General features: G+C 74.0%; 9 protein-coding genes. 2 read left to right on the forward strand and 7 right to left on the reverse strand.

The annotated features are described in order from the left end of the window. Positions 1–3: 3 nt before the first annotated feature. The 4 genes from UG55_RS01205 to UG55_RS01220 form a co-directional block, all read right to left on the reverse strand. Positions 4–855: an acyl-CoA thioesterase II gene (locus UG55_RS01205; protein ID WP_066061542.1), complete on the reverse strand. Its 852-nt coding sequence runs from the start codon at positions 853–855 to the stop codon at positions 4–6. Positions 856–1,054: 199 nt separating this feature from the next. Continuing rightward, complete coding sequence (locus UG55_RS01210; RefSeq protein WP_304440373.1) at positions 1,055–4,144, reverse strand: MMPL family transporter; 3,090 nt, start codon at positions 4,142–4,144, stop codon at positions 1,055–1,057. Between the two features lie 1,087 nt (positions 4,145–5,231). Next, positions 5,232–6,080, reverse strand: a complete 849-nt coding sequence (locus UG55_RS01215) for a LuxR C-terminal-related transcriptional regulator (protein ID WP_066061545.1) — start codon at positions 6,078–6,080, stop codon at positions 5,232–5,234. Positions 6,081–7,137: 1,057 nt separating this feature from the next. Further along, on the reverse strand, positions 7,138–9,810 hold the full coding sequence (locus tag UG55_RS01220) for an RNA helicase (RefSeq protein WP_242423562.1): 2,673 nt from the start codon (positions 9,808–9,810) through the stop codon (positions 7,138–7,140). A gap of 239 nt (positions 9,811–10,049) precedes the next feature. On the opposite strand from UG55_RS01220, the gene UG55_RS01225 reads away from it, so the two are divergent. After that, positions 10,050–10,292 carry a hypothetical protein gene (locus tag UG55_RS01225; protein ID WP_054570141.1) on the forward strand — a complete coding sequence of 81 codons (243 nt, stop codon included), beginning with the start codon at positions 10,050–10,052 and terminating at the stop codon, positions 10,290–10,292. A gap of 206 nt (positions 10,293–10,498) precedes the next feature. On the opposite strand, the gene UG55_RS01230 is transcribed toward UG55_RS01225, so the two are convergent. Continuing rightward, on the reverse strand, positions 10,499–12,985 hold the full coding sequence (locus UG55_RS01230; RefSeq protein ID WP_066061642.1) for an ATP-binding domain-containing protein: 2,487 nt from the start codon (positions 12,983–12,985) through the stop codon (positions 10,499–10,501). A 317-nt stretch (positions 12,986–13,302) separates the two neighbouring features. Between UG55_RS01230 and UG55_RS29030 the strand changes: the two genes are divergently transcribed. Further along, entirely contained in the window at positions 13,303–13,449 is a 147-nt protein-coding gene (locus tag UG55_RS29030; protein WP_157901480.1) for a hypothetical protein, read from the forward strand. Here UG55_RS29030 and UG55_RS01240 read toward each other — a convergent pair. Then, entirely contained in the window at positions 13,434–13,922 is a 489-nt protein-coding gene (locus UG55_RS01240) for a polyketide cyclase / dehydrase and lipid transport (protein ID WP_066061645.1), read from the reverse strand. The genes UG55_RS29030 and UG55_RS01240 overlap by 16 nt on opposite strands. Positions 13,923–13,955: 33 nt before the next feature. Next, positions 13,956–14,816, reverse strand: a complete 861-nt coding sequence (locus UG55_RS01245; RefSeq protein WP_083986276.1) for a 4'-phosphopantetheinyl transferase — start codon at positions 14,814–14,816, stop codon at positions 13,956–13,958. Positions 14,817–14,997: the final 181 nt, after the last annotated feature.

A 14,997-nucleotide genomic window follows, 5' to 3' on the forward strand; every position in this document is an offset into this window, starting at 1 on the left:
CGGTCAGCTCTGGTCGCCGCTCCAGGGCCGGCGCGGGCGGTCCAGCGGGGGACGGAACAGTGCCTCCTGGACCAGACTCGCGCCCAGCCGGCCGTCGCGGGCGTGGAGGGTCCCGGTGTACCAGCCCCGCCCGCCCGCGATCGTGCGGGGAACGTGGTCCATCAGCACCCAGTCGTCCATCCGGATGTGGCGGTGGAACCAGACGGCGTGGTCCAGGCTCGACCCGGAACGGGCGTCCTCGGTGTGATACGGCGCGAGCCCGGCCACACTGTCGGACACGTAGGTGAGGACCACCGCGTGCAGCAGCGGGTCGTCGGGCAGTGCCGTGGTGCATCGCACCCAGAGGCGGGTCGGGAAGCCGGCGGGCAGGTCGGGGAGCTCCGCGGCGCGTGCCTCGAACGAGATCGGCCGCGGGAGCACGAACGCCTCGAGGGCCTCCGGCGCCGCCATCGCCGGCATCGGTTCGGCGGTGAGGTCCACGCCCGCTTCGGGAAGCTGGAACGACGCCGACATGTTGAAGATCACCTTGCCGCCCTGGACGGCCACCACCCGCCGGGCGGAGAACGACCGGCCGTCACGGTCGCGGTCCACATGGAAGATCGTCGGCCGGGAGGCGTCGCCCAGGCGCAGGAAGTAGCCGTGCAGCGAGTGCGGGGTCCGCCCCTCCTCGACCGTGCGGCCAGCGGCGAGCAGTGCCTGGGCGGCGACCTGGCCGCCGTAGAGGGCGTACCGGTCGTCGAACACCTGCCGGGTCCGGAACAGGTCGCGGTCGATCTCCTCCAGGTCCAGCAGGTCCAGGACCGTGGAGTCGGTCGCCTCGAAGCTCACCGGCCTGGTTGTGGCTGCTGGTCGCATCATCCACCCTCGCTGTCGGGGCGGGCGCCGGGGTTCCGACGGCACGGTGCCCGCCCGTGCTCCTGGTGCCTCGCCAGATCCGGGATACTGCATTACGCGCCCCGGCACCCGGCGTTGTGCGACACCCCACGCCGGTCCGGCGGCCGGCGTTGTGCCGGTCCGGCGGCCCCGCCCGTGTCCGTGGTGGCCAGGCGGCCGCTCAGCCGTCCCGGCGGGGGTCCACCGGCTGCGCGTCACCGTGCGGGGAGAACCAGGCATTGGGCGACCAGCCGCCGTCGACGGTCTCCCGCTCGCCCAGCGTGGGGATGTTGCGGTCGGGGGCGCTGCCCGGCGCGTCCTCGGATCCCGCGCGCACCGGCCCGGCGCGCACCGGCCCGGCGCGCACCGGCCCGGCGCCCGGGGGCGTTGCCGCGGGCCCGCCCGGGGTGCCGCGGCGGGCGGGAGTGTTCACCACCACCGGTCCGCCCGTCGCCCCGCCGCCGGGCGTGCCGTAGCCGTCGGGATCGAACAGGCCGTCCTCCGCGCGGCCGTAGGTGCTGGCGGAGAAGAGGGCCCTCGGGGCCCGGGTCCACCCGCCGGGCGAGGGCGGTCCGGGCGGGCCGATGTCGGCGCCGTGGCGCGGCGAGACGCCCCAGGAGGCCGGGGCTCCAGCCCGCCCGCCCTTTCCTGTCGCCTCCTGCGCACTGGGATCCAGCGGCGGATGGGCCGGGCGGGCCGTGTGCGCCGCAGCCCCCGGATCCCGCCGGGGCACCGCCGGGACGACCACGGGCAGCACCCCCCGGGGGACCTGCGGTCCGTCCGCCGCGGCCGGCTCAGCGAAGCTGTCGCCGCCCTCACGCACGCCGAGGCGTTCGTGGATGACCCGCAGCGGCTTCGGTGCCCACCAGTTGTACCGGCCCGCCAGGGCCATGAAGGCGGGAACCAGCACGGCGCGCACCACGGTGACGTCCAGAAGCACCGCCAGGGCCAGCCCCACCCCGATCATCTTGATGATGCTGATCTGGGAGGTCGCCACGCCGATCATGACCACGATCAGGGCGAGTGCCGCGCTGGTCAGCAACGGGCCGGTGGCGGCCAGCCCGCGGGCGACGGCGCGCCGGTTGCCCGCACCGCGCAGGTGCTCCTCCCGGATGCGGGCGAGCAGGAAGATCTCGTAGTCCATGCTGAGCCCGAAGGCCACGCAGAACATCAGCACCGGGCTGGTCAGCTCGACGGTGCCGGAGACCTGGAAGTCCCCGACCAGGAACCGCAGGTGTCCGTGCTGGAAGACGAACACCATCGCGCCCATCACCGCGGCCAGGTTGAGCGCGTTGAGCAGCAGCGCCTTCACCGGCAGCAGAATGCTGCCGGTGAACAGGAACAACAGCACGAACGTCGTGATCACCACCACGGCGATCGCGCCGGGCAGCCCGCGCATCACCGTGTCACGGGTCTCGACCAGGTGGGGCGCCAGGCCGCCGATCTCGACCGGGTAGGGGGCCGGCACGGCGCGGATCAGGCCCACCGTGCGCTGGGTCGCCGTGGCGATCGGATCGGGCTCGGTCGGCCACAGCGACAGCCAGGCGCCGCCGTGGGTTCCCACGAACTGCTGGCCGCCGTCGGCCGGAGCGGGAGCGACGAGGCGCCCGCCGGCGTAGGTGCCGGCGGCGGTGTCCACCCGCGCCACGCCCGGCACCTCCGACAGCCGCGCCGCGTAGCCGCCGAGCTGGGTGACGACGCCGGGCTCCCGGGCGTCGACGCCGGGCACCACGACCGGGATCTGGCAGGGCAGGCAGACGGTGAAATCGTCGCGCATCGCGTCGTTCACCACATGCGAGTCGGCGGTTTTCGGCAGCACGGTGTCGTCGGCGAGCGCGACCCGCAGGCCGCCCAGCGGCAGCGCCATCACCACCATCAGCGCGACGGCGGCCCCGCCGAAGAGGACGGGGTGGGCCATGACCCGGCGGGCGAGTGACTGCCACACCGTTCCCGGCCGGCGCCGGGGGCGGCCCGAGCCGCCCCCGGCGGCCGCCCTGCCGGCAGCGGGGCGCCGGCGGCCGCGCTCGACCCGCTCACCCAGCAGCATGATCGCCGCCGGTAGCACCAGCAGCGCCGCCAGCTCCGAGGTGACGACGACCGCGATGCCGGCGTAGGCGTAGGACTTCAGGTAGGGCAGCGGGAACAGCAGCGCGCCGGTCAGCGACAGCGCCACCGTCAGGCCGGAGAAGAGCACGGTGCGCCCGGCGGTGCGCAGGCTGGTGTGCAGCGCGACCGGCCGGTCCACCCCGTTCTCCCGCTCCTCGCGGAAACGCCGGAGGATGAAAAGGCAGTAGTCGACGGCGAGCGCGAAACCCAGTGCCGTGGTCAGGTTGAGTGAGAAGACCGAGATGTGGGTCAGCTCGGAAAGCAGCCGCAGCAGCGCGAGGCTGGCGATGACCGCGCTGCCCCCGACCACCACGGGCAGCAGCGCCGCGACGGTGCCGCCGAAGGCGTAGAACAGCACCGCGAGCACCAGCGGGGCGGTGACCAGCTCGGCCCGCTCAAGATCGTCCCGGCTCTGCTCGGTGACGTCGCGCATGACCGCCGGTGCCCCGCCGAAGCGCACCACGACGCCCGGCCCGTCGTGGGCGTACCGGGCGTGCAGATCCTCCAGGTGCCGCGCGATGGCGTCCTCGGAGCCGGTGAGCCGGAACAGGAGCAGGCCGCTGTGCCCGTCCTGGGAGCGGAGCAGGGCTGTCTGCGGCTCCCGCGACCAGTAGGAGACGACGCCGCTGACCCCCGGCTCGCGCCGGAGCTGGTTGGTGAGGTGCTCACCCAGCCGGGTCGCGGTGGGACCGTCGATGGTTCCCGGCGCGGTGACCATGACGGCGACGTTCGGCGGCGCGCCCGGGAACTCCGCGTCCAGCAGCGCCTCGGCGCGGGTGGCGGAGTCGCCGGTGGCGTAGAAGCCGCCGGTGTCCAGCCGGTCGAACACTCCACCGGCCCACGGCAGCAGGGCCACGACGATCAGTGCGGTGGCCGCCAGCACCCGTCCCGGGCGGGTGACCGCCATCCGGGCGAGCAGCGCGAACAGCCCGCCGCGGCCGCCGGTCGGCGCGCTGGGAGGACCGCCGTGGCCGCCGGGACCGCCGTGCCGGCCGGAGTTCCCCGAGCTGCCGGTGTTCCCGGCATCGCCCGCGTTTCCCGCGTTTCCTGAATTCCCCGCGTTGCCGGTGCTGCCGGCACCCGCGTTGCCGGATCCGCCGGCGTGGCTGCCGGAGCTGCCCGGCTGGGCCGGGACCCGTCCGGCGTGTTCGGGAATGCGTTCCACCCGGGTCGGGTCTCGGCGGGCGTCGCCGGCCGGTGGGCGGTGCCTGGACAGCGTGCGCGGTCCACGGGCCGCCGGCGCCGGCACGGCGACCGGTGGCGACAGCGTGACCGGTGGCGACAGCGTGACCGGTGGCGAGAGTGCGACCGGTGGCGAGAGTGCGACCGGTGGCGAGAGTGCGACCGGTGGTGAGAGTGCGACCGGTGGCGGCAGCGCGCGCGGAGTCAGCGGCGGCGGTGACGTCGCCGCCGCCCCGCCCACGGCTCCCGCCCGAGCGGGTGACCGGTGGCTGTCGGGGCGCCCCGTCGAGCCCCTGAACCGCCGCGTGACATCGACGGGAATTGGCATGTGTTCAACGTAGAAGTGGAAAAGATCGGGTGATACCCCCATAGAGGGGTACCAAAGCCGCGAATACCTCTTTAATGTTCACGCCGATGACGCCAGTACCGCGATGACGTCGTCCGTCACACCAGTCGGTATCCGGAGGAGGGGGAGTTCGTCGTGGGAGACAAGTTCGAACGGCACAACAACGGCGGATCGCCGTCCCAGCAGGGGAGGTGTCCCCGACCGCGGTACGGGGCGCGTCCGCACGGGAGTGCTCCGGGCGCGCCGGAGGGCCGTCCGGAGGGGTCCGAGGGGGGCAAGCGGCCTCAGGGAGGCGACGCCACGGCCGGGCACGGTGGTGGCGAGCCGCGGCGCGGCCCGGGAACAGCGCCGCCACCAGGGCAGGAGCAGGTCGGCGGGGCCGACTCGGGCGGTGCGCCCAGCCCGGCGGCAACCGGCCCGCTGGCGCTGCCGGCACCGGGCACGGCGGCGACGAGCCCCGGGCGGGCTCCCGGCGGGCGGGCGTTCTGCCCGCGCCCCACGCATCCTCGGCCGACCCGCGGCCGGTGAGTTTCGTCCCGGCGCGCGCCCGACCTGGGGCCCGCGCATCAGGGGCGGCGGCAACCGTTTGTTTCCGGCGGGTGCGGGCGGAAGGTTCGCCCGCACCCGCCCGTTTTTTTCACCGGCCGGGCTGATTTCCGGGCTGGCCAGGAATAGGCGCCGCCGACGTCGCCGGACCAGGCCGTCGCCGGTCCGGCGACGTCGGTCACGGCAGCAGGCTGGAACGGCGTGCGACGTTCACCGCCGCGGTGCGGTTGTGCACACCGAGCTTGTTCATGATGCTGCGCAGATAGGCCTTCACCGTCTCGGGGCTGACCGCGAGGCGCCGGGCCGTCTCCGCGTTCGACATGCCTTCCGCGACGAGGCGCAGGACGTCGAGCTCGCGGGGGGACAGGCCGAAGGGCTGGGCCCGCGTCGGTGGCGCGGTGTCGGGGAACAGGTCCTCCAGCAGGTCCCGCACGGCGATGAGCCGTTCCCGCAGCGCGGTGTCACTGGTCTGGTAGGTCAGCTCCTCCAGCTCGGAGTCCACCCGGCACAGCACCCGCAGCCGGGAGGCAGCCGGCGTGGGTGCGCCCGCCTCCGCCCGGGAGGCCAGCGTGCGCTCGGCCAGCAGGGCCTCGAAGCGCCGAGCGACGCCGAGCGCCGTCTCCACCGCCGCCGGCGGGACGGGGTTGTCAGCCCGCACGCCGCAGTACAGCACCGCGTGCACGACGCCGCTGGCCCGTACGGGTACGGCGACGACCGAGGAGATGTCCTCACCGAGGACGGCCCAGTCCCGCTGATCCTCGGTGTATCGCGGCCGGGTGGCCGCGTCGATCACGACGGGCCGGCCGAGGGCCACCACCCGTCCGCCCACGCCGTGGCCCGGCGGCAGGGACATTCCGCGCAACGCGTTGGTGCGGTTCCCGTCCAACGCGCTGATGGTCAGGTAGCGCGAGCGGGGATCGACCGATCCGCCGTAGGCCAGATCGGCGCCGGTACGGGCGCGCAGCCGGGTGACGGCCCGAGGCAGCATCGCCTCGACCGAGCAGCCATCGGTAGTGCCCGATGTCATCGTCTTCCTCTCGTCCGGGGGTCTCGCGGACTAAGAACGAAACAAAGCGAAAAAACGGCGAAAGGACGGTGCCCGGTCCGCCTCTTTTCCTCGCCGGAGCCGGCGGGGGACAAGACGGGCCGGGAAACCGCTGCCAGGCCGTGGGGGAGTCCGCGCAGCCGGGTCGGCGCGGCCCTTTACAGCAGACAAAATCTCCTTGCCGGGAATTGAGACTAGCAAGAGGATCTTCAGACCGGCAATCCGCGCATTGTGCACCGTGGTGCCGAACGCGGGCAGTGAGGGTTCTGATCGGGCAGAGGTGTATGGGGGTGGCCCAGTCGCGCGGGACGCCCACCCGGACGGCTCACCGCCGCGCCCCGGGGGTCCGGCCGGGCCCCCGGGGCGGCCGGCTCGGCCGTCGCCGCCGGCCCGCGGCCCGCGCCGCATTCCGAGTGGATCTATGGTGCGGCGTTCGTCGTCTGTTGACGTGGATCCACGCAGGCCGTCGACCAGCACCGCTTGCTGTGCATTTCACCCGGCTTGTTGGGTATCTGGTGATGTTTCGGTGGGAATGTCCGCCGGGCGGGTTGGGTAAATACCAGCCCGCGGCCGGGTCTGTGGGCCCGGGCCGCCGTCGCCGCCGTCACCCCTGGTCGTGGGTGAACGCCGGTGGGCGATGGTCGTCACGGCCGCGGGCGGGTGTTCGGGCACGCGTACCGCGGCCGCCCGGCCCGCTCCCGTCTCCGTTCGGTTACCAGGCCGTGCCGGACCGCGTCCGAGGTTGCGCCACAACCTACGCGGGAGGGCTGGGCCCAAAGTGCCGGTTGCATACGGGCCCGAACGGGGGCGAACACCTCGGTGCTATGCCCGTTTTGCCATTGCCACCCGTCGCACCTCGCCACCCGTCGCACCTCGCCACCGGTGGCGCCTTGCTACCCGTCGCTCCTCGCCATGCGGGCGCGCGATCGCCATTCGGTCGCTTTTGCCCGCTGGCCGCCCTGCCCGCCGATCGTTTTCCCCTTGGTCGCCGCAGAGCTGCCGGCCGGCCGGTCGGAGCCGGCTGGTCGGAGCCGGCTGGTCAGAGCTGGTCGACGGCGGTCACCCGGACGACCGCCGTTCCCGCCTCGTCGGAGGCGGCGAGATCCACCTCGGCGCTGAATCCCCAGTCGTGGTCGCCGGCCGGGTCGTCGAAGATCTGCCGCACCGTCCAGCGGTCGGCGGCGACATTGACGATCAACAGGCCCGGGCCGCGGGCGTCCGGCCCCGTCCGGATCTCGCCGTGCAGCGCGAAATAGGGCTCCAGCGCCTCCTGCCAGGCCACCGCGTCGAACCCGGCCTCGGCGTCGAGCGCACCGAGCAGGTCGTAGCGGCGCAGCGCGGCCAGCTCCACCCGGCGGAACAGCGCGTTGCGCACCAGTACTCGGAACGCGCGGGTGTTGGCGGTGACCGCCGTGGTGCGTTCCACCAGCGCCCCCGCGGTGGCCGAGCTGTCCGCCGCGCTCGCCGGGTCGCGCAGCGCCTCCCATTCGTCGAGCAGGCTGGAGTCGACCTGGCGCACCAGCTCACCGAGCCATTCGGTGAGGTCGGTGAGCTCCTCGGTGCGCGCGTCCTCCGGCACCGTCTGGCGCAGCGCCTTGAAGGCGTCCGCCAGGTAGCGCAGCAGCAACCCCTCCGAGCGGGCCAGCCCGTAGAAGTCGACGTACTCGGCGAAGGTCATCGCCCGTTCGAAGATGTCGCGGGCGACCGACTTGGGCGACAGCTCGTAGTCGTCGACCCACGGGTGGCCGCGCCGGTAGGTGGCCAGCGCGGCGTGCAGCAGCTCGTCGAGCGGCTTGGGCCAGGTCACCTCCTCCAGCAGCTCCATCCGCCGGTCGTACTCGATGCCCTCGGCCTTCATCGCCGCCACCGCCTCGCCGCGGGCCCGGAACTGCTGCGCCGAGAGCACCTGGCGGGGGTTGTCCAGTGTCGCCTCCAGCAGGCTCAGGACGTCCAGCGCGTAGCTGGGGGAGTCCCGGTCGAGCAGGTCGATGGCGGCCAGCGCGAACGGGGACAGCGGCTGGTTGAGCGCGAAGTCGAGCTGCAGGTCGACGGTCAGGCGCACCGAGCGGCCGGTCTCGTCCGGGGTGTCGAGCTTCTCGACCACCCCGGCGGCCAGCAGCGCGCGGTAGATCCCGATCGCCCGGTGGATGTGCCGGCGCTGCGCCGCGCGCGGCTCGTGGTTGTCGGTGAGCAGATGGCGCATGGCGGTGAACGCGTCACCGGGCCGGTTGATGACGTTGAGCAGCATCGAGTGGCTGACGGCGAACTGGGAGACCAGCGGCTCCGGCTCGGCGGCCACGAGCCGCTCGAAGGTGGGCACACCCCAGGAGACGAAGCCCTCCGGTGGTTTGCGGCGCACCACCTTGCGCCGCTTCTTCGGGTCGTCGCCGGCCTTCGCCAGCGCCTTCTCGTTCTCCACCACATGCTCGGGCGCCTGCACGACGACGTTGCCCACCGTGTCGAAGCCGGCCCGCCCGGCCCGCCCGGCGATCTGGTGGAACTCCCGGGCGGTCAGGATCCGGGTGCGGGTCCCGTCGTACTTCGACAGCGCGGTGAACACCACGGTGCGGATCGGCACGTTGATGCCGACACCGAGCGTGTCGGTACCGCAGATGACCTTGAGCAGGCCGGCCTGCGCGAGCAGCTCGACCAGCCGGCGGTACTTCGGCAGCATGCCGGCGTGGTGCACCCCGATCCCGTGCCGGACGAGGCGCGACAGCGTCCGGCCGAAGCCGGAGGCGAACCGGAAGCCGCCGATCATCTGCGCGATCGCGTCCTTCTCGGCGCGGGTGGACACGTTGATGCTCATCAGCGACTGCGCGCGCTCCAGCGCGGACGCCTGGGTGAAGTGCACGACGTACACCGGGGCCTGCCGGGTCTCCAGCAGCTCCTCGATGGTCTCGTGCAGCGGGGTGACGACATAGCGGTGGAACAGCGGGACGGGACGCTCCGCCGAGCGCACGACCGCCGTGGGCCGGCCGGTACGCCGGGTCAGGTCCTCCTCGAAGCGGGTGACGTCGCCCAGCGTCGCCGACATGAGCAGGAACTGGGTGTGCGGCAGCTCGATGAGCGGCACCTGCCACGCCCAGCCGCGGTCGGCGTCGGCGTAGTAGTGGAACTCGTCCATGACGACCTGGCCCACATCCGCCGCGGCACCGTCACGCAGCGCGATGTTCGCCAGGATCTCGGCCGTGCAGCAGATGATCGGCGCGGTCTCGTTGACGGAGGCGTCGCCGGTCATCATCCCGACGTTGGCGGGGCCGAACACCGCGCACAGCGCGAAGAACTTCTCCGACACCAGCGCCTTGATCGGCGCGGTGTAGAAGGTGCGCCGGCCCCAGCCCAGCGCCGCGAAGTGCGCCCCGGTGGCGACCAGGCTCTTCCCGCTGCCGGTCGGCGTCGCCAGGATGACGTTCGACCCGCTGACCACCTCGATGAGCGCCTCGGCCTGCGCCGGGTAGAGCGTGAGGCCCTGGTCGGTCACCCAGCCGCCGAATGCGTCGAACAGCGTGTCCGCGTCCGCGTCGTCGGAGCCCGCGGGCAGCCGCGCGGTCAGTGTCGGCCCGCCGGCCGCGGCTGGTGTGCCGGCGGGCGGCGCGGCACCGCCCGGGCTGGCGCCGGGGCTGGCGCTGGTCGAGTCGCCGGGCAGGGCGCTGGTCGGCTGGGCGTCGCTGGTCGGCTGGATGCGGGACGGGGGGCTGGGCTGCGTCATGGTGTGGTCGATCGTGCCCCACGGACGCGGGCGGTGCGGCGCGGGGGCGCACCTCGCGGGTCGGGGAGGGTGGCGTGACGGAGTCGTCACGGCCGTCACAGTCCGCTTCGGCTGCCACCGGTGAGCAGGAGAGATGTGGCTGTGTGTGCCGTGTGTTGATCCTCTGGTGATGCACTCGCCNCACCTACCGGTGTCCGGCGACGGCCCGTGATGTCCGGTCTGCGGCTAGCGTCGGCGAGGTGGATGAGCTCCCTCTGCTCGTCGGGTCGGGTGACATCGCCCGGGCGTTGGGCGTGACCCGGCAGGCTGTTGATCACCGACTGCGCAGTGATCCGGCGGCACCCGCGGCCGCGGGGGTCGTGAACCGGACGTCCGCCTGGAACGGGACCCGGATCTGGTGGCGGGAGGATGTCGACCGGTGGCTGAACCTGGAGCCTGACCGGTGGCATCGGCTGCTCGCCTCGACCGTGCGGGGCGGGTGATCGGCGGTGAGCTGACCGTCCGCCAGCCGGCCCGGCTTCCCGGCACAAGATAGTCAACGCCGTTGACGCCCACCCGTGACGCCAGATGATCTTGAATTCTCCCCTCCGTCCCGGGACGCGACGCCACCGCCGCGTCCCGGGACGGACCAACCCAGCGGGCGGACCGGCCCGAGAGACCCCAGCCGACGGACCGGCCGCGCAGGCGGCTAGCGCTCTGGCCCCACCGGGCCGCGCGGGCGCAGCCGGGTGAGCATCACCGGGAGCGCCGCGACGTGCACCACCCCGAGCTGGTTCGTCGGCCGGGTGAGCGCCACATACAGGTCCCCGGCGCCGCGCGGGGACTCGGCCAGGATGCGCTCGGGCTCCACCACGATGACGGCGTCGAACTCCAGCCCCTTGGCCTCCCGCACCGTCAGGACCACCACCGGCTCGTCCGGACCGCCGGCCGCTGGCCCCGCCACCGCCGCCAGCCGTTCCCGCCGCGAGGTCGGCACGATCACCGCCAGGCGCCCACCGCCGCAGGCGGCGCGTTCCTCGACCACCAGCCGGGCCAGCCGGGTCTCCAGCTCGCTGTCGGTGACCATGAGTCGCCAGGGGGTGTGCCCCGACCTGCGGACCGACCGCGGCGCGCGCAGCCCCCGCCCCTGCACGGCCAGCACGTCCCCGGCGACCGCCATGATCTCCGCGGCCGTGCGGTAGTTCACGGTCAGCCGTTCCAGCGCGAAGCGCCGCCCGACGTACGGGGCGAGCACCTGTTCCCAGGACGACGTCCCGGACGCGTCACCGGTCTGTGCCACGTCACCGACGATCGTCATCGAGCGGCTCGGGCAGCGGCGCATCACCATCCGCCAGGCCATGGGGGACAGCTCCTGCGCCTCGTCCACGATGACATGGCCGAACGTCCAGCCGCGGTCGGCGGCGGCCCGCTCGGCGGTGCTGCGGGTGTCGACCTCGGCGTGGCGCTCGCCGAACCGGTCGGCGTCCAGCAGGTCCGAGGCCATCAGCACCTCGCCGTCGGGGTCCTCGGTGTCACCCCGGGAGAGGATGTCGAGCACGCCACCGGCGTACTCGACGCGCTGCCGCCGCTCCAGGTGCGCGGACACGGCGGCGTCGATCGCCAGCCGGGGATCGTCCCCGAGCAGTTCGGCGGCCTCGTCGAGCAGCGGGGCGTCCGCCGGGGTCCAGCCGCCCGGTGACTCGCGGTGCAGGGCGGCGCGTTCGGTGTCGGTCAGTCCCGGCGCGGCGCGCCGCAGCGCGTCGGGGTCGGCGAACAGGTCCGTCAGCAGACCCTGCGGGGTGAGCAGTGGCCACAGCCCGTTGATCGCCTCGGCCAGCCGGGGATCCTCGCTCAGGTCGCGGCGCAGGTCCGCGAGGTCGGCGGCGTCGAGCACCGGCCGGTCCGCCGCCGCGGCCGCCGCCGTGAGGGCCGCGTTCGCCCAGTCGGCGCCGGTGGCCTCGCTGTCGTCCAGGTGGTCGCGGGCTGCGTCGGTGTCCGGCCAGAGCATGAAGTCGTCGACGAAGTCCGGGATGTCGACCTCGTCGATCGACGTCTCGTAGCGGTCGGCGATCTGACGGGTCAGTGCCGCGATGACCTCCCGGACGAACACCGGCCGGGCCAGGTTGTGCGGGCGCCCTGTGAGCCGGGCGGCGGCCCGGGCGGGGACGACGATCGTCTCGTCGAGCCGGGCCACCCCGTCCGCGACGGTGATCTCCAGCGGGGTCTCGGGGAGCCGCTGCCGGTCCCGCACGGCCACCGCCAGGATGTCCGCCATCCCAGCCCGGCCCTTGACCTCCGCCGCGAGCGTGCTCTCGGCGCGCCGGCCGAGCACCCCGGGGAACAGGTCGCCGATCGTCGACAGCAGCACCCCGGTCTCGCCGAGGGACGGCAGCACATGCTCGATGTAGCGCAGGAACGCCGGGTTCGGCCCGAGGATCAGCACGCCGCGGCGGGCGAGCTGCTCCCGGCGGGAGTACAGCAGGTAGGCCGCACGGTGCAGCGCGACCGTGGTCTTGCCGGTTCCCGGCCCACCGTCGACGACCAGGACCCCGTCCTGCTCGGAGCGGATGATGCGGTCCTGCTCGGACTGGATGGTCGCCACGATGTCACGCATCCGGCTGGTGCGCTGCGCGCCGAGGGCGGCGCGCAGCGCCACCGCACCCACCAGGGTGCCGTCGGAGTCCTCCAGCGCCGGCTCGCCGAGTCCATCGAGGGTGAGCAGGCCCAGAATCCCGTCGCCGAGCGTTCCGGTGTCGAGGATCTCGTCGTCGAGGTGGGTGACCCGGCGCCCGACGGTGCGGATGTGCCGCCGGCGGGCGACCCCCAGCGGGCTGACGCCGGTGGCGAGGTAGAACGGCCGCGCGGCCGGCGCGCGCCAGTCGATCAGCAGCGGCTGGTAGTCGGCGTCATGGTCGAGCAGACCCAGCCGGCCGATGTAGCGCCGCTCGCCGTCGGCCATCTCGAGGCAGCCGAACAGCAGGCGGTCCCGGACGGCGTCGAAGCGGGCGACCTGGTCGGCGTGGCGGGCGGCGACGGCGTCCCGGTCCGCGCGGGCCCCGGGCTCCGGGTCGTCCCGCAGAAGGGCCTCCGCCAGCCCGGCCGCGGCGGCGGCCCGCAGCCCGTCGAGCCGCTCGTGCAGCATGGTCAGGTACCGCTGCTCCCGGGCCCGCTCGTCGTCGACCGGTTGGCCCTCCATGGGCTCGGGGCCCACCGGCTCGTTTCCGGCCGACTGGTCTTCCCGGGGCCGCTCCTGGTGGGGGCCGCGCGCATCCGCCGCTGCGGTGGGCACCGCTTCCTTTGACAAACCCGGCCCTCTCCCGTTACAATCCAGCGTGGCGCCTGCTGCCTTCACGCGCGCCATCAATGCGGGTCTCAGCTTAGCTCAGCGGCGTTCGACAGCTCCGCGTCGTTCTTCGTAGCTCGTGTCTCTGGGCGCGACCGATCCTTGAGCGCGCCGCCTGCGGGGACGACGCCAGCAGGCCCTGGGCGACCGACAGCCAGGTCATCGCCGGGATGAACAACAACAGAACCGCCGCCGCCAGCCACCGCCCCACCGACGTGGTGGGGCGGCCCCCGGTGGCCAGGGCGACCCCCACCACCAGCGTGGTCGAGACGCAGTTGCGCGCGACGCCGGCCCCCACGGCTCAGTGGACGAGGTGACGTAGCGCAGCCCGGGCCACGGGAACGTAGCCGCGGACCACCGGGGCGGGTGCGGTGATCCGCAACCAGGCCGAGGTGCCGCCGTCCAGGCAGGCATCCACGCCGTGGTCGAGGTCGAGGCACAGCGGCCCGAGGCCCACCCGCCAGCTCCAGGTGCGCTCCGTCTCGTCCACCGCGGTGACGACGAACCGGGCGGCCGGCGGGAGGAGGGTGCGCAGCCGCCCGCGCAGCCCGGGAGCGATCCGAACCGGGCCCGCCACCGCCGTCGCCGCGGCCACGCCACCGCGGGTCGGCCGGCGGCGCGCCCCGGCGGCCTCCTCAGACCAGGCCGGAGCGCCCGGCCACATCGGGGCGTCGAGCTCGACCGCCCGGATCTGCGGCGCCCAGCTGGGCCAGTTCGCCGGCACGGCGTACCGCTCCCAGCAGACCTGCGGCGGCGCCGGGCCGGAGGCGTCCAGGAACACCACGCTCACATCGACCAACGGTAGGCCGGGTGCGGCGAAACTTCATCCGCAGCCGAAGGCGATCGCGGTCACGATCAGCCCGCGCCCGACCGCCCACCGCCCGGTGAAACCGGTCAGCTCCCCGGCCGGCAGCCGCGGCCCGGGGACCAGCAGACGCGCCTGGAACGCCCCCCGCGCGACCAGCGCGGCCCCGTGCCCGGTGACCCCGTGCCCGGCGGTGGCCCCGGTGGTGTCCTCGTCGACCGTGAGGGTGAGCCGGGCGTCGTCGAAACCCAGCCACCGGCGGGCCAACGGGAACCACGCCTTGTAGACCGACTCCTTGGCGCTGAACAGCAGGCGGTCCCAGCTGACCTCGGGATGCGCCCGTGCCAGCTCGGTGAGCAGCTCCCGCTCCTCGGGCAGCGAGATCTCCCGCAGCACCCCGCCCGGCGTGGCCTCGTTCGGTTCCGCGTCGATGCCCACGCTCACCGGCCGGCCCGCGGTGACCCGCGCCACCGCCGCCGCGCGATAGCCCGCGGTGTGGGTGATGCTGCCGACCACACCGGCCGGCCAGCGTGGCTCACGGTGCTCCCCGGGCAGGATGGGTATCGCCGGCACTCCCAGTGCCTCCAGCGCCCGATGCGCGCAGATCCGGCCGGTGGTGAACTCGCGGCGCCGCTTGTCGACCGCCCGGGTCAGCACGGCCGCCTCCGCCGGGAACAGCCGCGCGTCCGGTTCCCCGGTGAAGTCGTCGTCGAACTTCTCCACCGCGGCCAGCGCCGTACCGCCCGGCGCCGCACCGGACGTGCCCGAGGCACCGGGGACAGGGCGCGCCGCGGGCAGGACCGCGCCCAGCAGCACGGCGCCGCCGGCGACGGCCCCCGCCGCGGCACCGTGTTCGGGCCGCGGTACCGGACTCGACATCAGGACAGGACTCCTCCCGGGCCACGCACCGCCGGCGCGGGGCGCACCGGCGGCACCGTGTGCCACCCACGGCGTCCCCCCACCGGGTTCCGTCCGGCACGGGTGTCCCACCGTGTGCATCCCATCTTCGACGGTGCCGCCCCACCGTGGGATCATCCTCTCCCCGTGTGGCCCTTCCGAC

It is taken from the genome of Frankia sp. EI5c, from assembly GCF_001636565.1.
Lineage (GTDB): Bacteria > Actinomycetota > Actinomycetes > Frankiales > Frankiaceae > Parafrankia.

What these genes read in the sequence shown, in the direction of transcription:
- UG55_RS01220 (WP_242423562.1), bottom strand. Translation starts at nt 9,810, where the DNA reads ATGACGCAGCCCAGCCCCCCGTCCCGCATCCAGCCGACCAGCGACGCC.
- UG55_RS01245 (WP_083986276.1), bottom strand. Translation starts at nt 14,816, where the DNA reads ATGTCGAGTCCGGTACCGCGGCCCGAACACGGTGCCGCGGCGGGGGCC.
- UG55_RS01205 (WP_066061542.1), bottom strand. Translation starts at nt 855, where the DNA reads ATGCGACCAGCAGCCACAACCAGGCCGGTGAGCTTCGAGGCGACCGAC.
- UG55_RS01215 (WP_066061545.1), bottom strand. Translation starts at nt 6,080, where the DNA reads ATGACATCGGGCACTACCGATGGCTGCTCGGTCGAGGCGATGCTGCCT.
- UG55_RS29030 (WP_157901480.1), top strand. Translation starts at nt 13,303, where the DNA reads ATGAACAACAACAGAACCGCCGCCGCCAGCCACCGCCCCACCGACGTG.
- UG55_RS01230 (WP_066061642.1), bottom strand. Translation starts at nt 12,985, where the DNA reads ATGGAGGGCCAACCGGTCGACGACGAGCGGGCCCGGGAGCAGCGGTAC.